The organism is Anaerolineaceae bacterium oral taxon 439, from assembly GCA_001717545.1.
GTDB lineage: Bacteria > Chloroflexota > Anaerolineae > Anaerolineales > Anaerolineaceae > Flexilinea.
Window position 1 is genome coordinate 780,247 of sequence record CP017039.1, and the last position, 21,529, is coordinate 801,775.

The window sequence follows — 21,529 nt, forward strand, 5'->3', positions numbered from 1 at the left end:
GCATGAGACGCGATCGACGGTTTTTTTCGCATGGCGCGCGCGACGCCGTCTGGTATGGGGCATGGTTCGTTCTCGGCTGCGCGCTCTGGGTTTTCTTCCTTAACGGCGGCGATATCCCGTTCGATTTCCATGATTGGGCGGAGGTCAACGCGCCGCGGCTGGCTTTCGTTCAGGACGCGCTCCGGAAGGGCGTTTTTCCGCTGCACATGCCGGACGCGAGCGCGCTGCGCGGGGTCACCGATCGTTATTTTTCGCTTCCCGACGTCTTTTTTACGCCGCAGCTGTTCCTGATGAAATGGCTGAGCGTCGGCGAATTTGTCCTGGCGCATTTCCTGATCCTGTACGCGGCCGGGTATATCGGTCTGGTTCGCCTGTCGCGGCGGCTGAAGCTTTCGCCGGCGGCTTTCGCCGTCCTTTTCCTGATTTATAACGGGAATGGTCATCTGCTTTCGCATGTCGCGGTCGGGCACGCGACCTGGGGCGGGACGCTGCTGTTCAGCTGGTTCATGCTTTGGGTGTATGAGCTTTACGAGGAAGGCGAACCGCCACGGGGCTGGCCGCTGAAGATGGGCGTGCTGCTGTTCGCGATCTTCCTGCAGGGCTCGTTTCATCAATTTGTCTGGTGCCTGCTCTTCCTTTGCGCGGCCGTGCTGACGTTCTGGACGCGGCGCGGTCCGGATTGGGCGCGATGGAAAGCGATTTTTTCAGCCGGCGTCTGCTCGGTCGGACTGTCGGCGGTTCGGATCCTCCCGGTCGCGATTCAGCTCGACGGCTTCGACGACGATTTTCTTGGCGGTTACCGATCCCTCCGGCAGTTGGTCCGGGCCTTCCTGATTCACGTTGCGCCGGCGGACGCGCTCGACCGTACCGTCACCGGCGGGACGCTCGGCTGGTGGGAGTATGACATGTATATCGGGTTCGCGCTGGCGGCGCTGTTGCTGACCCTGACGGTGCTGCGCGCGGGCGAGCTCGTTCGGGCGCGGCGGTTCCCGCGGATATTGATCCCGATTGTGGGGATGAGCTTTCTGGCGGTCGGGAACGTGTACGCGCTGTTCAGGGCGCTCCCGGTCCCGCTTTTTTCCGGGGAACGGGTCAGCTCGCGTTTCCTGATCCTGCCGTTCCTGTTTTTTATGGTCGAGGCGCTTCGAGCGCATGGGCCGGAAGCGGGAACGGAGGGGCGCGGCGCGAAGGTATGGTCTGGGGTCTCCGCGCTGCTGGCGGCGATCGGCGCGGGCGAGCTTTTCGCCGAGGCGCGCGCCTGGCGGGTCGGGGAAGCGGTCCGGGCGTTCCCTGTGACCGTGACCGATCTGTCAATTAAGATCGTCGCGAATCGCGCTGATCCGGTTTATTTCCGCGCGCTTTGGATCGGCGCTGGGATTACGCTGCTGACGGCGGCGGTGATGACGTTGAGTTTTTTCGTTGATCCGTCGAGAAATAAATCTGTAAGGAGTATTCAACCGAATGAACAGGCCTGAAATCCGTCATGAGCCGCTGGTATACGAGTATCGCGGCGATATTCTGGATAATGTTCACATGGGCTGTCTGGCTCTTGTCGACGAAGCGGGAAAGGTCGTCTTTTCTGTCGGCGATCCGCGGTCCGTCGTTTACATGCGCTCGTCCGCCAAGCCGATTCAGGCGCTTCCGGTTATTCAGCGGCGGCTGGACGAAGCGTATGGGCTGACGCCCGAAGAATCGACGATTTTCGCCGCGTCGCATAGCGGCCAGCCGCACCTGATTGCGGCGCTGGAATCGATTTTCGTCAAAACCGGTTTCAGCGAAAGCGACCTGATTATGAAGCCGACGGTCCCTGCCGACCCGGACGCGGCCTTCGCGCAGCGTTTGGCCGGGGATCCACCGCGGAAATTCAATCATAACTGCGCCGGAAAACATGCCGGGATCCTGCTCCTCCAGCGGGCGCTGGGCGGGGCGATCGAGGACTACTGGAGGCCGGAAGCGGCGGCGCAGCGGGAAATCCTGCGCGCGGTCTCGATCGTCAGCGAAACGGATCCGGAGCGGATCGGGATCGGCGTGGACGGCTGCGGCGTTCCGGTCTTCGGAATTCCGGTCGCGAGCTTCGCGACGGCGTTCAGGAATCTGGCCGCGCCGGATCGGATCCGCGACGGTTCGCTGGCGGAAGCGGCTTCGCGTTTCGTTCCGCGAATGCATCAGTACCCGTACATGATCAGCGGTTACGGGCGTTTCTGCACGCTTCTCAACGGCGATCCGAACCTGGTCGCCAAAGGCGGAGCGGCGGGCGTTTACGGCCTCGGCCTGAAACGGCAGCGCATGGGGCTGGCGTTCAAAATGACGTCCGGCAGCTCGAAGGTCTGGGGTCACGTCATTCGGCAGGTCCTGACCGATCTGGACGCCGCCGACGAAGCGACGATCCGCGGGCTGGAAGCGTTGGATCCGGTCGAGCTGCGGAACGATAACGACCGTGTCGTCGGCGAATTCAGGACTGCGTTCGCGATCAGCGCCTGATCCCGGAGGGGCAGGCAGAGGAAATCTATTGCGGCATGCAGATGGAATATCGCTTCCTGGCGCCACGCCCCTGGACCGTGACGAGTCCTGCTTCCTGAAGATGGCGCATCAGCAGATAACTGCGGGTGCGTTTTACATTTAGCAATTCCTGAATTTCGGTTTCCGTAGCTTCTCCGTTGCGCTCGAGATAATTGATCACGTTTTGCAACTGTGCTGCGCTTTTCCTGGGCTCTTTTTCTGCTTTTGGTTCTGGGGCCTTTTCCGGGTTGGTATTCCTGTTCGGCAGGATGATTTTGAAAGTGTTGGGCGTGACTTCAATTTTGGGCTGCATAACGTATCCGGAATATAAGCTCCATATTTTACGGATTCCTGTCCCGTAGGATTCGATAAGCCGGAGGCGATGAAAAACCTCTGCAAGGCGATGATTTCTCGGCTGCGAAATACCGCTTTTGATATCCTCCGTAGAAAGTCCCTGCAAAAGGCCGCCGATTGAAATAAACTCGATTTCAGAATCGTTAATGTTAATGATGATGCTGCCACTGAAGCTGTAATCGCGATGAATCAGCGCGTTTAGCAACGCCTCCCGGATGGCTTCCTCCGGATAATCCTGTTTTTCAATCCGTTCTAAGCCCTGAAAAGTCGAGATCGTACGGTTGTTGAGCGCTAAATATTGAAACGTCTTCTCCATCTGATTAAAAATGGAGCCGCTAAACTCTTTATTATCTTTGAAGATCGTTTTGCCGTCATCTCCAAAAACGGCCACTTTTGTCGTATGCTGGCATTGATCGGAAAGAAGCCACGCAAGGTTTGTGAAAAGCGAATCATCCACGTTCTGAATCCCGAGGGCAGCGTATTTCGTTCGATCGAACGCGACGCCGTATTTTTCGAAAGTTTTTTTCGCTTCATGGAAGGTCAGGTCCTGATCCAAAGAACGCATCGCTTCAAAATTGTCTCCGTCCGTTTCCTTTATTAACCGTCGGATCTGATCCTGCGAAGCCTGGACGGAGGAGGTTCCCTGGCGGACGAAAACGCCTGATGGTTTCAGGCCCTTCTTCCTGAGATAGTATGGTTTGGAAGCCCCCTCCCCGACGGCGATTCGGATGACCCTGTTTTCCAGCACTGCATATTTAATGAAAATCGTTACGTCTGGCTGGATCGCGTCCCTGATACCGTTGGCGAGACGTGTATATGTTTCATCAATTTGATCCACTCCAATAACGTTTCCCTTGTCGTCGATCCCGATATAGATTGTCCCGCCGTCTGTATTTGCGAAAGCGATGACTTCTTTATATATTTCGTCAGTACCTGTCAGCTTGAATTCGACGCGTTCTGTTTCAAAATCCATAGGAAAACTCCCTGATCTGTTTTCTGAAATTATACGCCGAATATTCACTTTACGTCTCTCAGAGAGTGAATATTCATGTTCTATTGGCGCCGGCAATGAATTGTAAAAGTAAACGCGGTTTGTTGTGATTTCTTCTCAGTCAGCGCAAGGTGAGGTTTATTTCTTTCGATTTACGACGGTTAAGTAGAATCCGGCGACTTCCTCCGGCGTGTATCTCGTATTTTCTGCCAGCCACCATTTGACCGTTTCGGCGAAGCTCCAGACCAGGTGGCGCAGGAGGTAGCCGGACGGGACGTCGGTTTTGAAATCGTCCCGGTACCGGGAGAACAGTTCGTTCAGATATTCCCGGAAGTATTTCATGAACAGGTCGCCGCTTTCGCCATGCAGGATCCCGTTCAGGTCGTTCCGGTGCGCTTTCAGGTGATACAGGAGATGGGTCAGCTTCAGATCGACGCTCCCGCTTCCCGCGGAATAATCGTGATCCGCTTCCTGGGTGAGGTCCTCGTTGAAGATGTGGTGAAAAATATCGGTGCACATCGATCGCAGCAGCTCGTCTTTGGTTTCGAAATGCGCATAAAAGGTGCTGCGGCCGATATTGGCGGCGTCGATAATTTCCTGAACCGTGATATTCTCGTAGCGTTTCTTCTCCAGCAGGCTGCTGAGGGCTTTAAAGATTGCGTCGCGGGTTTTGATTTGCCGCCTGTCCATGGTCCGCCTTTCGGTACAGATGATGCGAATTGTTCAATATCTGACATTCGGGATTTTTTTGATTCTTGAAAAAAATCCCCCGCCTGGTAAAATCCCAATCGAACAGAATGTTCTGTATTGAATGGATTGTACGCTGATTTTCGTCGGCGTCAAACGAAGCGAGGCAGGATCATGATTAAAAGGATCAGCGACTTTTTAGCGGGTCTTCCCGCGACGATCGCCGCCGGGGTTTTTCTCCTGATGGATCTCATTCCGCATCTGGCAACGGAATTCGGTATTACCGAGGTTCCTTGGATCGCGTTTCCGTTCGATCCGGGGTGGGTGACCGTCCTGATCAGCGGCACGCCGCTCGTATACCTGGCCGTGTGGCGCATGATTCATCATTCCGGGATCGGGAAAATCTCGTCGGCGTTATTAATCTCGATCGCTATGTTCGCCGCAATCGCGATCGGCGACCTGTTCGCGGCGGGGGAGGTCGCCTTTATCATGGCGGTCGGCGCGATTCTGGAAGAACGGACCGTCGAGCGCGCTAAGAAGGGCCTGAAGAAGCTGATTTCGCTCGCCCCGGCGCAGGGTCGACGGATCGCGAACGGGAAAGAGGAGATGATCCCGGTTGGGGAGGTTCGGATCCAGGATACACTGCGGGTTCTTCCCGGCGAGACGGTTCCGGTCGACGGCGTCATTGTTCGCGGCGAAACTTCGATCGATCAGTCGGTCATGACCGGGGAATCGCTCCCCGTGGATAAGCGCGCCGGAGACGAGGCGTACAGCGGTACGATGAATTGTTTCGGTTCGATCGATCTCCGGGCGACGCGGGTTGGGGAGGATAGTTCGCTGCAAAAGCTGATCCGGATGGTCCGGGAGGCGGAGGATAAAAAAGCGCCGATGGCGCGGGCGGCGGATATCGCCGCGAGCTGGCTCGTTCCCGCCGCTCTCCTGATCGCGATTCTGGCTGGCGTGATGACGCGCGATATCGTTCGCGCCGTGACCGTTCTGGTCGTTTTCTGTCCCTGCGCGCTGGTCCTCGCGACGCCGACCGCGATTATGGCCGCGATCGGGCAGGCGACCCGGCACGGCGTCATTATCAAATTCGGGGAAGCGCTGGAACGGATGGGGAAGGCGGATACGGTCGCGTTCGATAAAACGGGAACGCTGACGTACGGCCGGCTGGAGGTCAGCGACGTCATTTCGTTTGATCCCGCGCTCGACGAGATGGAGCTGCTTTCGCTCGCCGCTTCCGCCGAAGCGAAAAGCGAGCACCCGCTGGCGAAGGCGATCAGCGCTTCTGCACGCAGTTCGGGGGTCCGGATTTCGGATTCCGAAGCATTCCATATGATCCCCGGGCGCGGGATCGCCGCGACGGTTCAGGGGAGGGAACTGCTCTGCGGAAGCGAAGACTTCCTGACCGGGAGCGGCGTTGAACTGGACAGTGGGGTCCGCGAAACGGTTGCCGCGCTCCGGCTTCAGGGGAAAGCGCCGATTCTGGTGGGAGAAGGCGAAGCGTGCGTCGGGGTGCTGGCGATGTCCGACACGCTCCGCCCTGAAGTCGGGGACATCATCGCCGCGCTTCGCGAGATGGGGACCGAGGTCGTGCTGCTGACCGGGGACCATCAGCAGACCGCCGATTATTTCGCCGCTCAGGCCGGGATCGAGCGGGTCGAAGCGCAGCTGCTTCCGGAAGAAAAGGTTGAATGGATTCTCGCGCTTCAGGAGAAAGGCCGGCTTGTGTGCATGGTTGGGGACGGCGTAAACGACGCGCCCGCGTTGAAAACGGCCGCCGTCGGGGTCGCGATGGGCGGGTTGGGAAGCGATATCGCGGTCGGCGCAGCCGATATCGTTTTAATGCGCGACGATATTTCCCGGCTCCCGTACCTGAAACGGCTTTCCGACGCGACCCTCAGAACGATCCGGGCGAGTATCGCTTTATCGATGGGGATTAACCTGTTCGCGGTGACGTTATCGGTTCTGGGCGTTCTGACGCCGACGACCGGCGCGCTGGTGCATAACGCGGGCTCCTGCTTCGTCGTATTGATCGCGGCGCTGCTTTACGATCGAAAATTTGAATAAGGATTCTTCGGCGGGTGAGAGCTCTGTCTTTTTAACGCGAATGTCCCTGAAAACGTACTATTTCTTACAGAGCCGGGCGGAATCGTTTATCATTATTTTGACTTATGTCATTTCTCATAGACGATAGTATTCGGGGATGAAAATTCAATAAAAAAGGGCAAGGGAAAGAAATGAGCTTAGCGAAATTTAATAAGGACATGCCGGTAGCGGCGGCTCTTCCGAAGCGAATCGAGCGACTGAACGATTTAGCCTATAACCTGTGGTGGGCATGGAATCCGGACGCGGTCGACCTGTTCAAGCAGATCGATCCGGTTATCTGGAATTCGGTGACGCATAGTCCGATCGAGATGCTGAAACGGACGTCGCGCGCCGTTTTCAACCAGAAAGCCAACGATAAAGAATTTATCGCAGCTTACGACGCTGTGCTCGCTGCCTTCGACGCGTATATGACCCGGAAAGATACCTGGTTCGCGACGCATTATCCGAATATCCAGGACAAAACGATCAGCTACTTCTCGTTTGAATTCGGGCTGCATGAATCGATTCCGGCGTATGCCGGCGGGCTGGGGATTTTAGCGGGGGACCACCTGAAGGAATCCAGCGATATGGGACTGCCGCTGGTCGCGATCGGGTTTATTTACAACGAGGGCTATTTCGTCCAGAAAATTACCGAGGACGGCTGGCAGGAGACGTCGAATTTTCATCTCGATTTCTCGAGTCTGCCGATGATCCCGCTGACGGACGAAAAGGGGAAGAACATTATCGTTTCCGTTTCGCTCCCGGGCCGCGATATTTACGCGCGCGCCTGGATGATGCAGGTCGGGCGGGTTCCGCTTTATCTTCTCGACACGTCGATCGATGAAAACTCGCCGTACGACCGGCAGCTGACCGCAAAGCTATATACGTCGGACCTGGAAACGCGGATTTCGCAGGAGATTCTTCTCGGGATCGGCGGCGTGCGGCTGCTGCGCAGGCTTGGGTACAACCCGACCGTCTGGCATATGAACGAAGGCCATGCGGCGTTCCTGGCGCTGGAACGCTGCCGCGAGTACGTTAAGGGCGGGAAGAGCTTCGACGAAGCCGTCGAACTCGTCCGCAAGGGCAACGTTTTCACGACGCATACGCCGGTCCCGGCAGGGAACGACAAGTTCCCGGTCTGGTTGATTGAAAAATACTTTAATCAATACTGGGCGGAACTGGAGCTGAGCCGCGATAAGTTTATCGATCTGGCGCGCGAAGCCAGTCCGTACGGCGATCAGTTCACGATGCCGATTTTAGCGCTCAAACTCTCCGAACGCTCGAACGGCGTTTCCGAGCTTCATGGCGAGGTCTCCCGATCCATGTGGCATTTCTTATGGAAGGACAAGCGCGTCGAGGAGGTTCCGATTACCTCGATCACGAACGGCGTCCATACGTTCAGCTGGACATCGCGGCGGATGGGGCTGCTCTTTGATAAATATTTAGGGAAAGAATGGCGCGAGAATCCGGATCATCCTGACGTCTGGGCGAAGGTTGACGAAATCCCGAACGAGGAACTCTGGGCCGTCAAGCGGCACCAGAAACGCAAGCTGGCCCGGTTTGTTAACGACCGCGCCCGGGCGCAGTGGCTCGCGGGATCGATCCATCCCATCCAGACGCTGGCCGCCGGCGTTCTTCTCGATTCTGACGCGCTGACGATCGGATTCGCGCGCCGGTTCCCGACGTATAAGCGCGGGAACCTGATCTTACGCGATTATGAACGGCTGCTGCGATTGATTAATGATGTTCATTGCCCGATTCAGATTATTTTTTCCGGCAAGGCGCATCCCGCCGACGAGCCGGGAAAGCTCATCGTCCAGCAGATTTACCGGGCGATCAAGGATCATCGTATGGGCGGGCGCATGGTTTTCGTCGAAAACTATGATATGGATATCGCGCGGCACCTGGTTCAGGGCGTCGACGTATGGATGAATACGCCGCGGCGTCCGAACGAGGCGTCGGGAACGTCCGGGATGAAGGCGGCGATGAACGGCGGGCTGAACTTCTCGATCCTCGACGGCTGGTGGCACGAGGGCTACAACGGAAGTAACGGCTGGGCGATCGGCACGGACGCGACGTTTGATTCGAACGAACGTCAGGATGAGGTCGACGCGCTGAGCCTGTACGAGACGCTGGAAGACAAGATCGTCCCGATGTTCTACGAGAACCGGGATGAAAACGGGATCCCGGCCGGATGGATGACGATGGTGAAGAACGCGATCCGAACGCTGTCTCCTGAATTTTCGATGCGCCGGATGGTCAGCGAGTATGCGAACCGGATGTACCTGCCGTCGATTTCAGAGCAGCAATAAGCCTGGACGAAGGATGTTTTTCATGCGAAGAGGAGAGCGCCGCTCTCTTCTTCTTTTTTAGTATGTCGGGTTTTCGATTATCCGGAATTGGGAAGCCTCGTTGGTCCGGATCGTGGCAGGCTTCGGCGATCGCGGCCGCCGTTGTCATTTTCTTTCCGGATTCTTTTTCGCGGGAACGGTTTTGTATTTTATAAAGAGGACGGATAACGATTTTAAGGGGAATGCTGCGAATGGAAGCTGAATTCAGGCCGAAGGGAATGGTATTCGATTTTAATGGGACGCTGATCGACGATACGCTGATTCAGCGGGAAGTCTGGCGGCGTTTATTCCCGGTCTTCATGAAGCGCGAAATGGCCGAGGGCGAATATGAGGCGCGGATCCTGGGGAACACGAACAGCGTTATCCTGCAATTCTATTTCCCGGGAATTACGCCGGAACGCGAGTATGCGATGCTGACGCGGAAAGAAGCGCTTTATCGGGAGGTCATGCGCGAGGATCCGGCGCGGCGGATCGTTTTTTATCCGGGGGTAACTGAGACGCTGGACGGGCTTCGCGAGCGGAGAATCCCGTTTACGATCGCGACCGCTTCGGAGATTACGAACGTTGAATTTTACTTTTCCGATTTCGGGCTGGGTCGCTGGTTCGCGGGTCCCGAAGAGATCGTTTTCGACAACGGGACGTTCCCGGGAAAACCCGAACCCGATATTTACCGGATCGCAGCGAAACGATTGGGACTGACGCCGGCGGAGTGTGTTGTCGCCGAGGACACTCTGGCGGGGATTACCGCGGCGAAAGCGGCCGGGATGGGGCGGATCTTCGCGATTAATCCGATCCTGAACCGCGCGGAGATCCTCAGCGATCCGGAGGTTTACCGGGTCCTTCCGGATTTCGTCGGATTTATCGACCGTTGGGACCGCAACGATTTTCAATGAAAATGAAACGAGATAAAATCATGACTTTTATGGATTCGATGCCGACGGGGATCATCGTTCTGGATTGGAGAAAACTAAGCGACGCGTATCATCTCCCCGTACCGCCGACGATAACAGTTTGGATACGCGCTCCGAAGGACGCGGCGCGCTTAGCCGGGATCTTGAAAACGGAATACCCGGGCGATCATCCGCTGAAATTCCTGGATGAGGACGGCGTGGCGATGGGCGGAACGACGGTCGACGGTTTGGCTGACAGCGCGATTTTGCTTGAGAGCTGCGCCGCGGTCGATATTCCGCCGCTTCCCGCTAATCACGGGTTTGAGAATTTTCAGGACATTGTCGCGACGCTGCGTTCGCCGGGCGGCTGCCCCTGGGACCGGGAGCAGACGCATCAGTCGATCCGGGACGATTTCCTTCAGGAGGCGTACGAACTGATCGACGGTCTCGACCGTCTCGATCTGGAAATGATCCGCGAGGAACTCGGCGATATCCTGCTGCATGTCGTCATGCAGGCGCAGATGGCGGCCGCGGACGGCGAGTTCACGATGGGGGACGTCATCGACGGGATCAGCGAGAAAATGATCTTCCGCCATCAGCATATTTTTAACCGGCAGGAAACGCTGACGTCGGACGAGGTTGTCGATCGTTGGGAAAAGCTGAAAAAAGCGGAACGGGAAAAGAAGCGGAAACGGCAGGGGCTTCTCGACGGAATTTCGATCGCGATGCCGGCGCTGTCGATGGCGTTCGGGTATCAGAAACGGGCCGCGCGCGCCGGGTTCGACTGGGATTCGGTCGACGGCGTCTGGGATAAGCTCGCGGAGGAGATCGCTGAATTTAAGGCGGCCGCGACGGACGAAGCGCGGAGCGCGGAATTCGGCGATATCCTGTTTACGCTGGTCAACCTGGCCCGGCGGCTGAAGATCGATCCGGAAACGGCGCTGCGTTCGACGAACCGCCGCTTTTACGACCGGTTCCGTTATATTGAAAAGCGGGCGGAGGCGCAGGGAAAGACCGTTTTTGACCTGACGCTCGCGGAAATGGACGCGCTCTGGGAAGAGCGGAAAGCCTGTGAAGAAGGCTGACCGGATTCGCATCCCCCTTCATATTGTCCCATGGATCGCGGCGTTCCTTTTTTCAGCTCTCGCCGTCGCGTTCCGCTTCAGCTCGGAAATCGTCGAACGGCGCGAAACGATACAGCAGCGGATCCCGGCGGTCCAGGCCGAAATCGCGGGTCTCTCCGCGGCGGTTCGGCTCCCCGAAATCGACGTATCGATCGAGCGTCCGCTTCGGCTCCTCGCCGGATCGGAAAGCCATCTCGATTTTACGCTGTCGGCGGAGGATCCGGGCGAGATTCCTGGGCTGGAAACGCGCCTGGTCAGCGAGACTGCGTTCGCCGGCGCGGAGGTCATGGACGGAACGGCGTTTTTCCCGGTTCGGTCCGAACCGTTTCAGGGAAACGCGCACGTCCGGATATGGGCCTGGCCGAACGAATCCCGCCTGACAGGCGAATGGACGCTGACCGCGCTTTTTTTTGATCCGGATCGGACAGCGCTCGATTCGTCCGGCGCGATCGACCGATGGGTCCGCGTTTCGAAGCCGATCGAGATCGAGACCGTCCGTTTTTTTGGACTGGACGCGGCGGCGATAAAGTGGTTTTTTCGAGGAATGATGACGGCGGCGGGATTGTCGCTGATTTGGGGCTGGGTGCTGCTGATACGGAGACGGTCCGTTCATTAAGAAGAAGTGGGCCTGGCAGGATTCGAACCAGCGACCAAGAGGTTATGAGCCCCCTGCTCTAACCGCTGAGCTACAGGCCCCACGGTTCTCTATTATAATTGAATTTATGAGAAAATAAACCCTGAGGCTGTTCGTCGATTAATATTGACGTATCGTCGTTCTAAGGAGATTTCACCGATGAATAAACTTTTAATTACGAATGCGCGGATTTATACTCCGCTGCACCCTGTTTTTACCGGCTGGTTACTCGCCGAGGATAAAAAAATCTTTTCATTCAGCAAGGGTCAGCCGAGCGCTGAGCTGGCCGCGGCGGCCGATCGGACGATCGACGCCGGTGGGAAGGCGCTCCTTCCCGGCTTTATCGATATCCATACCCACGGCGGGTTAGGGTATTGCACGATGGACGCGGATCCGGTCCGTCTCCGCGCGATCGCCGAACGCAACGCTCAGCACGGCGTTACCGGGTTCTTACCGACGACGCTCACGGCCCGGTATAAACCGACGGTCGCCGCGATCGAGGCGGCGACGTCGATGATCGGGGAGCGCGGGAAAGGGGCGAAGGTTTTCGGGGTCCATCTCGAAGGCCCGTATTTTAACCTTGCGAAGGCGGGGGCGCAGGATCCGGACAGCATTCGCCGCGCCGACCCGAAGGAGGTCCGCGATTTTATCCGCGCCGGGAAAATCCGGTTGATCGCGATGGCGCCCGAGTATCCGGAGAACCTCGCCGCCGGCGATATTTTCGCGTCCGAAGGAATTACCGTTTCCGCGGGCCATACCGATTCGAATTATGTCCACCTGGTCGAGGCGGCGAAGCACGGTTTTTCCCTCGTGACGCACCTGTTCAACGGCATGAAGGCGTTCAGCCATCGCGAGCCGGGGACGATCGGCGGCGCGCTGACGCTCGACGATTATACGGTGGAGATGATCTGCGACAACGTGCATTCGCATCCGGCGGCGCAGAATTTAGCCTATCGCGCGAAGGGGAGCCGTGGAATTATCCTGATTACGGACTGTATCCGGCCGTCGGGGCTTCCGGACGGGTCGTACCCGTTTACCGACACGGTCAACGTCACGGTCTCTGAAAATGGGACGAATTTACGGCTTCCGGGCGGGAATCTCGCCGGTTCGGCGCTGACGATGGATCGGGCGCTCAGGAATTTCTCCGCCAATACCGGCGCGTCGCTGGACGAGATCTGGCGCTGTTCGAGCCTGAACGCCGCGATTAAAATCGGCGTTTCCGGCGAAACGGGCAGTATCGAAAAAGGCAAGCTTGCCGATCTGGTCCTGATGACCGACGAATTCGACGTCACGCATACGATTATCGACGGGCAGGTCGTCTACGAACGATAAGGAGCGGTCTCTGTTGAATTCATCGCAATCCGTTTCTCAGTTTGAGCGGTTGAAAAAAAAGATCGCCGAAAACCGGGCGAAGATGGCGATCATTGGTCTGGGTTACGTCGGACTTCCGCTGGCGATCGTTTTCGCCGAAGCCGGGTTCGACGTAACCGGGCTGGAAATCAATCCGGAAAAGGAAGCCAGCGTCAATCGCGGCGAAAGCTATATTCCCGACGTCCCGTCGGAAGCGGTTGCGAGGCTCGTCGGCGCGGGAAAGCTTCGCGCGAGCGGAGATTTCGCCCGGCTGCATGAGATTGATCTGGTGACGATCTGCGTTCCGACGCCGCTTCGCAATACCGGCGATCCGGATTTATCGTTTATTATCGATGCCGCCGACCAGATCGCCCCCTACCTGCATCCCGGAATGGCGATTACGTTCGAGTCGTCGACGTACCCGGGAACGACGCGCGAATTGATCCTGCCGAGGATTTCAGGCGGGCGCGACTGGGTCGTCGGCGAAGATTTCTTCCTGATTTTCTCCCCGGAGCGGATCGATCCCGGCCGGAGCGATTATTCGACGAAGACGACGCCAAAGGTGATCGGCGGCATGACGGCGCGCTGCACCGAGATCGCGAAGCTCTGGTACGGGCGGGCGATCGACCGGATCGTTCCGGTTTCGTCGCCGGAGGTCGCCGAAATGGCGAAGCTGCACGAAAACACGTTCCGCATGGTCAATATCGCTTATGTTAACGAGCTGGCGCAGATTTGCGACCGGCTCGAACTGGACGTTTGGGAAGTCATCGACGCGGCGGCGACGAAGCCGTTCGGTTTCATGAGGTTTACGCCCGGCCCGGGGCTGGGCGGGCATTGTATTCCGGTCGATCCGCATTACCTGTCCTGGAAGATGAAGTCGATGCACTATAACACGCGCTTTATCGAGCTGGCGTCGGAGATCAATACCAACATGCCGCGGTATACGGTCGGCCTGATTCAGGACGCGCTGAACCGGGATCGAAAGAGCCTGAACGGCGCGAAAATTCTGGTTATGGGCGTCGCGTATAAGGCGAATATCGACGACATGCGCGAAAGTCCGGCGCTCGACGTAATTCATCTCCTGATCGGAAAGGGGGCGGAGGTCGAATATTACGATCCGTACGTCCCCTCCTTCCGCCTGGATAACCGGACGCATTTTTCGCTCGACGATCCTTCCGCCGCGATGGCGGACGCCGATTGCGTCGTGATCCTGACGGATCATCGCGTCTTCGATCGGGCGCGGATCCTCCGCGACGCGAAGCTTATCGTCGACACGCGTAATTTCCTGGGCGAGGACGGTAAAGGAAATTCGAAGGTTGTTCGCTTATGAACGGGAAGAATATTTTTGTGACCGGCGCCGCCGGGTTTATCGGTGCGAGACTGAGCGCGATGCTGCTGGATCGAGGGTATAACGTAACCGGGATCGATAACCTGAACGATACGTACGATCCGGAGATGAAGCGGTACCGGTTATCGGCGATCGAAAAACGGGCGAATTTCCGCTTTCTTTATGGGGATATTACCGATTTGCCGCTGCTCGAAACGTATTTCGCCGCGAATCAGACCGACGCGATCATTAATCTCGCCGGGATTCCCGGCGTTCGGCGGAGCGTTGAAAATCCCTGGATTTTCCTCGACTCGAATATGAAGGGGAACGTAAACCTGCTCGAATCGGCGCGGAAGTACTCGGTCCCCAAGTTTATTCAGGCGTCGACGTCGTCGGTATATGGGGCCGAGGCGCCGTATCCGACGCCGGAGACCGCCGACACGAACCATCCGCTTCAGCCTTACGCCGTGACGAAGAAGGGCGCGGAGATGATGGCCTACGCGTATCACTACCTGTATGGGATCGACGTCACCGTGTTCCGATTTTTTACTGTGTACGGTCCGAAGGGACGCCCCGACATGGCGATTTTCCGTTTTGTAAAATGGATTTCGGAGGGAATGCCGCTGAAGCTTAACGGCGACGGACGGCAGACGCGCGGATTTACTTTCGTCGACGATATCGCGGCGGGAACGATTCTGGGGCTGGAACCGGTCGGGTACCAGGTCTTCAACTTAGGCGGTCACGAATCGATATCGATGAATGCGCTGATTGCAAGGCTGGAGGCGCTGATCGGGAAGCGGGCCGTGATCGAGCGGGGACCGTCCGAACGCGCCGACATGGCGGCGAATCTCGCCGATATTTCGAAGGCGCGCCGCGAGCTGGGCTGGGAGCCGGAGGTGAACCTTGACGAGGGCCTGAAACGGACGGTCGACTGGTACCTTCGGGAACGGGAAATCCTGAAGCATATTCGGGTTTAACGATTGCGATGCGACGGTTTTTCGGCCGGTATGAAAACGCTCCGTTCCTGAACGTCCTGAAGAATTCAGGTTACCTGATTTTAAGCAACCTGATCAGCGTTTTCCTGACGGTCTATATTACGCGTCTTCTCGGCGCGTACGCTTACGGCGTCCTCGGGATTATCACGAGCTACGTTACCAATATTAATAAATTTTTTTCGTTCCGAATGAACGAAATGGTGGTGCATTTCGCCGGCGATCCCTACGCCAGGGGCGAGACCCGGAAGACGGGCGCGCTGATTAAGTTCGCGGCGGGACTGGAGGCGGGGACGTCGCTGTTCGCGTTTCTGGTCCTGATGATCTCGGCGAAGTTCGGAGCGGAGCTTTTCCTTGAGGATCCGACGCTGTCGAATCAGGTGATCCTGTATGGGCTGTCGATTTTGGCCGGCGGGTGTATCGAGACGGCGAACGGGGTCCTCCGGATTTTCGGCGAGTACCGTTCGATCGCCTGGATCAACCTGCTCCAGAACGGCGTCGTTCTGGCGTTCGTCCTGATTTCCGGGAACCGCGGGTTCGGGCTGACCGGAATCCTGACGGCGTACCTGATCGGGAAGGTCCTGCTCTGCGTCGCGCCGGTCGTTTTCATGCTGAAGCTGCTGCCGCGGAGGCTCGGGGCGGACTGGTTCCGCGCGCCGCTGTCGCTCCTGGGCGAGAAGCGCGAAATTCTCCGCTTTACCTTTTCGACGAACGTCTCGAACACGATCAACCTGATCGCCCGCGACGGCGAGGTTCTCTGGATCGGGGCGCTCCTGTCGCCGCTTTACGCCGGCTATTATAAGACGGCGATGACGATTATCAATATGGTCCTGCTCCCGATTAATCCATTCATCGATACGACGTATCCCGCCATGGTCCGGCTGATCGGCGAACGGAAATGGCGGGACGTGAAGCGGCTCCTGACGAACGCGACGACCGTTTCGGCCGCCTGGACGGGCGCATGCCTGATCGGGCTGGTCGCGTTGGGGAGGCGGCTCCTTTTTCAGCCGGTCGCTTTTTTCGGGCTGAGTTTTCAGGTTTTCTCCGCCGAGTTTCTTCCGAGTTACGCGCTGATTCTGATCCTGATGATCGGGTATGGGGTCGCGAACGTGCTGTTCTGGAATCGGACGCTGCTGCTGTCGTTTGAGAAGGCGGATACCGCCATGTGGATCAGTCTGGCTGGGATGGGGCTGAAGGTGATCCTGACGCTGACGCTGGTCCCGAACGCGGCGTATCCGGCGGAAGCGGCGATCCTGTCGGCGTATCTGGCCGGGACGGTCCTGTGGATGACCTGGGTGGGACTGAGGACGCTGAACCGCGCCGAACGTTTCAGCGCGCCGGAACGGAACGGAATGGACGGAGGCTTATCATGAGGCTCGCCGTAAGCGCTACGTCGAGGATTCCGTCTGAAACCGCCAACTCGATTCAGGTTCTGATGGCCTGTCAGGGGCTGGCGGACGCGGGCCACGAACTGACGCTGGCTTTTCCCGGGACGGCGACGCCCGATTTTGACGCGATCCGGGCGCAGTATGGGCTGCATTGCGCCGCGTTCCCGATTTCCGCCGTCCCGTCGGTCCGGGCGTTGCGGCGGCTGGATTTCTGCGCCCGGGCGCTGATATCCGGAGCGCGGACGCGTCCGGACGCGATTTATACCTGGACGCTGCAGCTGGCGGCGATCGCGGTCCGGCGGCCGTTCTCCCGCGTTCCGGTGATTTATGAGGCGCATGACCTGCCGTCCGGGCGGTTCGGGGCGTTCTGGACGCGACGGTTTATCGCGTCGGGCCGGCCGAAGCTGCTGGTTTTTATTACGCACGCGCTCGAAGCGCGTTTCCGTGAACGGTTCCCGACGCTGGCGGAAGCGGAAAGCGTCGTCGCGCCGAACGGGATCAATCTTCAGGATTACAGCGCGCTCCCGCCGAAGGGCGAAGCCAGGCGGAGGATGGGGTTCCCGCCCGACCGGAAAGTGATCAGCTGCTCGGGTCATTTGTACGCCGGGCGCGGGGTTCCGCTTTTCCTCGACCTGGCGGCCGATTTCCCTGAAGCGGATTTTTACTGGTTCGGGGGAACGGCGGAGAGCGTCCGCGCTTATCGGGAAACGGCGGCCGCGCGCGGGCTCTCCAACGTCCGTTTTACCGGCTTTATCCCGAAGCGCGATTTGCCGCTGGCACAGGCGGCTTCGGATATTCTGCTGATGCCGTATGGACGGGCGATCGCGGGAAGCAGCGGGGGGAATTCCGCCGCGATCTGCTCCCCGATGAAGATGTTCGAGTACATGGCGGCGCGGAGGCCGATTGTGACGTCGGATTTGCCGGTTCTCCGCGAGGTCCTCGACGATCGTTCGGCGCGTTTTTGCGAACCGGAGGAGCGGGAGTCCTGGCGCGCGGCGCTTAAACGGCTGCTGGACGACGAGGCTCTGGGGGAGGCGCTCGCGGAAGCCGCGTTTGCAAAGGTTCAGGATCTGAGCTGGGAGTCGCGCGCGCGGCGGATCCTGGCTGCGCTTCCGTGATCTTCCGTCCGTAAGGTTGACCGCGCGATATATCATCCAAGAAAGCGAGAAAAATCTATGAATCGATCCTCTTCCAACTCAACGGCGGTTTCCCGGAAATTTCGCGTGGGTACGTATCTTACGGCCGCGGCGACGGCGACGGCGGCTTCGCTGGCGATCGGATTCGCTTCGCCCGGCGATTTCGCGCGGGGATTTCTCGCGGCGCTGGCGCTGGCGCTGCCGACCTGCTTCGTCGGAGCGATCGCGTTTCTCCGTCTCGACCGCCGCGCTTCGACCGGCGCGTTGATGATTCTTGCGTTTGCGCTTCGGCTGGGGTTTGGACTGGCGACGGAGAACCTTCTCCCGGTATACGGGTATCCTGACGAGCCGCAGCAGCAAAACGGCTATCTTTTCGACGACGCCTGGCGGCGCGATACGGAGGCGCGGCTCCTTGCGGTCGACCCGAGGAATTCGATTCCGCTCAGCGAAACGTTTACCCACGTTTATCATAACGATCAGTACGGCGGGATCGCCGCTCTGACGATCTGGATTTACCGGCTGCTCTCCCCGGACGCATGGCGTTTCGCGCTGGTGATCCTGTTGGGGGCCTGGGCGACGGCGATCGGCGTTCCGTTTTTAAGGACGGCGATCGAGCGGCGCGCCGGCGGGCGGGTGGCGCTGATCGCGTCGCTGATTTTCGTTTTTTATCCCGACGCGATCGTTTACGCCGGCGCGCCGATGCGCGAGCCGTTCCTGATCGGCCTGATCGCGATTGCGGTCTGGGCGATGTTCACGATGCGCGAGAATCTGCTGCGGTCTGCGCTCGTTTTTGCCGGATGCGTCGTGGCGATGATTCCGCTGTCGCTGTTCGTTGTCGGCGCAGCGTTGATCTGCGGCGCGGTCTGGGTCTGGGCGGAGTTCCTGATCCCGCGATCGAAAGCATGGCTGACGGTCGGGATCCTCGTGATCGCCGTCGGCGGGACGGCGGCGCTGCTGACGACCGGCGGGTTGATTGAAACGTATATTCATTTTGATCTTCATACGACGGAAAATCAGTCGGGTTGGGTCGAAAAGGTCGTTGGCGAGGTTGGCGGCCAGTTTCGGACGCTTTTCCTGGGCGTGTACGGCCTGACGCAGCCGGTCCTTCCGGCGATCCTGTTTTATCAGCCGACGACGCCGTACTGGAAGGCGGTCGGGATCTTCCGAGCTGCCGGCTGGTACCTGATTGTCGCCGTGCTGTTTTACGCGCTGTTCTCGACGCGGAGGATCGAGGATCGGGAGAAGCGGACGACGATGACCGTTGGGGCGCTTTTTCTTGCGGGCTGGATCCTGGCGAGTTCGATCCGCGCCGGCGGGGACCAGTGGGACAATCCGCGTTACCGGCTGATCTTTTTGCCGCTGATCGCGTATTATTGCGCCTGGGGCGTCGATTTCGCGCTGCGGACGCGGGACGCCTGGCTGGCGCGCTGGGTTGCGATCGAGGCGGTTTTCGTCGTTTTCTTTTCGCAATGGTACTATTCGCGCTATTCCGGCGACGCGATCCGACGTTTCCCGTTCTGGCGCACGGTCGTTTATATTTTCGTCGCTTCGGGGCCCATTTTCGCGACCGGCCTGATCCGCCCGATTCGGGCGCGGCTTGCCGCGCGCCGGACCGAAAAGGACGCGGAAGTCCGGAAATAAGCCGTTCGAGCGCGGCCTTATCAAGCGCAATCAACCGCTGCGACGCTGGGCCGCAGCGGTTGATTCATTCGGTGCGCAGTGTTGATGCGGTGTTGACAGTTGATCCGGATCAGGGCTGCGCGGCGGTTCGGACGCCCCCTAATTCGAACCGCGTCTGATTGATTTCTATGATAGCGAAAAAAAACGATAATTTTGGCTCTTGATGAGTTTCGTAATGCCTGAACAGGAGTTTCGTCCTGCCTGGCAAGCCGATTGATTCAACGATGGAAAATATGGACGGATCCCGCCGCGCGGCCTACTTTCGCCAGAATCCAGTCTGGCGGACCGGGAAAAAGTCGTCGATGGTCAGGAAGGCCTTTTTATCGTTGCTGAAAACGATCGATTCGACGTCGTCGACCTGCTTGCGCTTGCAGTTGACATGCAGCATTGTGACTTCGCCGTCGCGCCCGTATGCCTTGACTTCGGTCACGCCATAGCCGGCTTTCCGGAGCGCATCCGCCATTTTCCCGTCGTCATGCGGGATCGTGATCGTGACGCGCTGGAATCCGATCGCCAACCGTTCCTCGATCATCATTCCGATCACGTTTCCGGTCGCGAAGCCGAACGCATAGCCGAGCGTCGTCAGGATATTGGCTTCGCCGCGGAGCGCCTGCGATACGGCGAGAAAGAAGACGGTCGACTGCGACGCGCCTAAAATCCAGACGATAATCCGCTTGCCGCGGATCACGAAGAGCATGCGCATAGTATCAATCGACATGTCGATCACGCGGAGGAAAAAGATGACCGCCGCGCTGATCACGAAAGCCTGGGATACGGAGAAAAAAGTTTGTAAATTCAAATGGTGCCTCTTTCCGGCGGACGCCGCGTCTTTTTCTGGTTCCCGGACGAAAGACTTCGCCCTTTCAGGTAGATTATACCCGTCAACCGGGCGGCGTTTGGAAAGAATGACCGCCGCCGGGTATTCGGCGCCGGCGGACGCGCCGGAAGCTGATCCCGGTTTTCAGGGTCATGTTAGTCTATACAAACCAAATTTGACAGATCGGCGAAAGGGATTATACTGTCTTTAGTTAGCTAACGCTAACCAAAGACTTATATAAATTAAGGATGAGAAAAAATAAAAATGAACCATTCTTGTATTTCAAAACGATTGTCGACAGTCGCTTACGCGGCGGTCCTTCTGGCGGTTGCGATAGCGTTCCTGACGTTCGGGGCGGCCCGGGCGGAAGGCAAACCGATAAAAATCGTCGCGACGACGACGATGCTGGCCGATCTGATCGATCGGATCGGCGCGGATCATGTCGACGTCAGCGCGCTGATGGGTCCCGGCGTGGATCCGCACCTGTACCAGGCAGGGGCCGGCGCAGTCGCGAAGCTTCAGAATTCAGACGTTGTCGCGTATCATGGGCTGCATCTTGAAGGTAAGATGGGCGAGGTTTTTGAATCGCTCGACGCGCAGAACCACAAAACGATTTGTCTTGAGGACGGGATCGAGAAAAAAGGTCTTTTATCCGACGAAAATAATCCGGAAATTTTCGATCCGCATATCTGGTTCGACGTTTCCCTCTGGAAGCAGGCGGCTGTTCACGTCTCTGCGGCGTTAGCTGAACTGGACGAGGCGAACGCGGCGGATTACGAAGCGAACCTCGAGACTTACCTGAAAGAATTGGACGAGCTCGAAGTTTATATTAAGGCCCGCGTTGAAGAGCTCCCGGAAGATCAGCGTGTCCTGATCACGGCGCATGACGCGTTCCGTTATTTCGGCCGCGCGTATGGGATCGAAGTTCGCGGTCTTCAGGGGATCAGTACGGACGCCGAGGCGAGTACTTCGGCGGTCAGCGATTTAGCTGCGCTGATTGCGGCGAAAAAGATCCGCGCGATTTTTATCGAATCGTCTGTCCCGGTGAAAAACGTCGAAGCGCTTCAGGACGCGGTTAAAGCGCGCGGTTTCGACGTCGCGATCGGCGGCGAGCTGTATTCGGACGCGCTGGGCGACGCGGATACGGACGCGGGGACGTATATCGGAATGGTCCGGGCCAACGTCGACACGATCGTGAACGCGTTGAAAGGAGGTATGTAA

The 21,529-nt window shown here is 58.1% G+C and carries 18 protein-coding genes and 1 tRNA gene; 15 read left to right on the forward strand and 4 right to left on the reverse strand.

The window, feature by feature from the left end:
* Nucleotides 1-2 precede the first annotated feature (2 nt).
* Complete coding sequence (locus BEQ56_03615) at nucleotides 3-1,475, forward strand: hypothetical protein (GenBank protein ID AOH42644.1); 1,473 nt, start codon at nucleotides 3-5, stop codon at nucleotides 1,473-1,475.
* Between the two features lies 1 nt (nucleotide 1,476).
* A complete protein-coding gene (locus BEQ56_03620; protein ID AOH44387.1) occupies nucleotides 1,477-2,481 on the forward strand; it encodes a hypothetical protein in 1,005 nt (334 codons plus the stop codon).
* Between the two features lie 25 nt (nucleotides 2,482-2,506).
* Here BEQ56_03620 and BEQ56_03625 read toward each other — a convergent pair whose 3' ends face one another.
* A complete protein-coding gene (locus BEQ56_03625) occupies nucleotides 2,507-3,826 on the reverse strand; it encodes a transcriptional regulator (GenBank protein ID AOH42645.1) in 1,320 nt (439 codons plus the stop codon).
* Nucleotides 3,827-3,982: 156 nt separating this feature from the next.
* Nucleotides 3,983-4,534, reverse strand: a complete 552-nt coding sequence (locus BEQ56_03630) for a TetR family transcriptional regulator (GenBank protein AOH42646.1) — start codon at nucleotides 4,532-4,534, stop codon at nucleotides 3,983-3,985.
* Nucleotides 4,535-4,705: 171 nt separating this feature from the next.
* On the opposite strand from BEQ56_03630, the gene BEQ56_03635 reads away from it, so the two are divergent.
* The 5 genes from BEQ56_03635 to BEQ56_03655 all read left to right on the forward strand — a co-directional run bounded on the left by BEQ56_03635 (nucleotide 4,706) and on the right by BEQ56_03655 (nucleotide 11,600).
* Nucleotides 4,706-6,601 (forward strand): copper-translocating P-type ATPase, encoded by a 1,896-nt coding sequence (locus BEQ56_03635; GenBank protein ID AOH42647.1) that lies wholly within the window; start codon nucleotides 4,706-4,708, stop codon nucleotides 6,599-6,601.
* Between the two features lie 170 nt (nucleotides 6,602-6,771).
* Nucleotides 6,772-8,931 carry an alpha-glucan phosphorylase gene (locus tag BEQ56_03640; protein AOH42648.1) on the forward strand — a complete coding sequence of 720 codons (2,160 nt, stop codon included), beginning with the start codon at nucleotides 6,772-6,774 and terminating at the stop codon, nucleotides 8,929-8,931.
* A gap of 230 nt (nucleotides 8,932-9,161) precedes the next feature.
* Complete coding sequence (locus BEQ56_03645; GenBank protein ID AOH42649.1) at nucleotides 9,162-9,863, forward strand: hypothetical protein; 702 nt, start codon at nucleotides 9,162-9,164, stop codon at nucleotides 9,861-9,863.
* Nucleotides 9,860-10,945, forward strand: a complete 1,086-nt coding sequence (locus BEQ56_03650) for a nucleoside triphosphate pyrophosphohydrolase (GenBank protein ID AOH42650.1) — start codon at nucleotides 9,860-9,862, stop codon at nucleotides 10,943-10,945. The genes BEQ56_03645 and BEQ56_03650 overlap by 4 nt, the downstream gene beginning before the upstream one ends.
* Complete coding sequence (locus tag BEQ56_03655; protein ID AOH42651.1) at nucleotides 10,932-11,600, forward strand: hypothetical protein; 669 nt, start codon at nucleotides 10,932-10,934, stop codon at nucleotides 11,598-11,600. The genes BEQ56_03650 and BEQ56_03655 overlap by 14 nt, the downstream gene beginning before the upstream one ends.
* Nucleotides 11,601-11,607: 7 nt before the next feature.
* Here BEQ56_03655 and BEQ56_03660 read toward each other — a convergent pair.
* Nucleotides 11,608-11,680, reverse strand: a tRNA-Met gene (locus BEQ56_03660).
* 97 nt (nucleotides 11,681-11,777) lie between these two features.
* Between BEQ56_03660 and BEQ56_03665 the strand changes: the two genes are divergently transcribed.
* From BEQ56_03665 to BEQ56_03690, 6 genes are all read left to right on the forward strand, one after another.
* A complete protein-coding gene (locus BEQ56_03665) occupies nucleotides 11,778-12,950 on the forward strand; it encodes an N-acetylglucosamine-6-phosphate deacetylase (GenBank protein AOH42652.1) in 1,173 nt (390 codons plus the stop codon).
* Between the two features lie 82 nt (nucleotides 12,951-13,032).
* The gene (locus BEQ56_03670; GenBank protein AOH44388.1) at nucleotides 13,033-14,298 is read left to right on the forward strand and encodes a UDP-N-acetyl-D-glucosamine dehydrogenase; all 1,266 of its coding nucleotides are present in this window, start codon (nucleotides 13,033-13,035) and stop codon (nucleotides 14,296-14,298) included.
* Nucleotides 14,295-15,272 carry a nucleotide sugar epimerase gene (locus BEQ56_03675; protein AOH42653.1) on the forward strand — a complete coding sequence of 326 codons (978 nt, stop codon included), beginning with the start codon at nucleotides 14,295-14,297 and terminating at the stop codon, nucleotides 15,270-15,272. Before BEQ56_03670 ends, BEQ56_03675 begins: the two co-directional genes overlap by 4 nt.
* An 8-nt stretch (nucleotides 15,273-15,280) precedes the next feature.
* Complete coding sequence (locus BEQ56_03680; protein ID AOH42654.1) at nucleotides 15,281-16,660, forward strand: hypothetical protein; 1,380 nt, start codon at nucleotides 15,281-15,283, stop codon at nucleotides 16,658-16,660.
* The gene (locus BEQ56_03685; protein ID AOH42655.1) at nucleotides 16,657-17,793 is read left to right on the forward strand and encodes a hypothetical protein; all 1,137 of its coding nucleotides are present in this window, start codon (nucleotides 16,657-16,659) and stop codon (nucleotides 17,791-17,793) included. The genes BEQ56_03680 and BEQ56_03685 overlap by 4 nt, the downstream gene beginning before the upstream one ends.
* Nucleotides 17,794-17,850: 57 nt before the next feature.
* Nucleotides 17,851-19,452 carry a hypothetical protein gene (locus tag BEQ56_03690; GenBank protein ID AOH42656.1) on the forward strand — a complete coding sequence of 534 codons (1,602 nt, stop codon included), beginning with the start codon at nucleotides 17,851-17,853 and terminating at the stop codon, nucleotides 19,450-19,452.
* A 295-nt stretch (nucleotides 19,453-19,747) separates the two neighbouring features.
* Here BEQ56_03690 and BEQ56_03695 read toward each other — a convergent pair whose 3' ends face one another.
* Nucleotides 19,748-20,251: a hypothetical protein gene (locus tag BEQ56_03695; protein ID AOH42657.1), complete on the reverse strand. Its 504-nt coding sequence runs from the start codon at nucleotides 20,249-20,251 to the stop codon at nucleotides 19,748-19,750.
* Between BEQ56_03695 and BEQ56_03700 the strand changes: the two genes are divergently transcribed.
* Nucleotides 20,232-20,519 carry a hypothetical protein gene (locus BEQ56_03700; GenBank protein ID AOH42658.1) on the forward strand — a complete coding sequence of 96 codons (288 nt, stop codon included), beginning with the start codon at nucleotides 20,232-20,234 and terminating at the stop codon, nucleotides 20,517-20,519. The genes BEQ56_03695 and BEQ56_03700 overlap by 20 nt on opposite strands.
* A 53-nt stretch (nucleotides 20,520-20,572) precedes the next feature.
* Nucleotides 20,573-21,529: a manganese transporter gene (locus BEQ56_03705; GenBank protein AOH42659.1), complete on the forward strand. Its 957-nt coding sequence runs from the start codon at nucleotides 20,573-20,575 to the stop codon at nucleotides 21,527-21,529.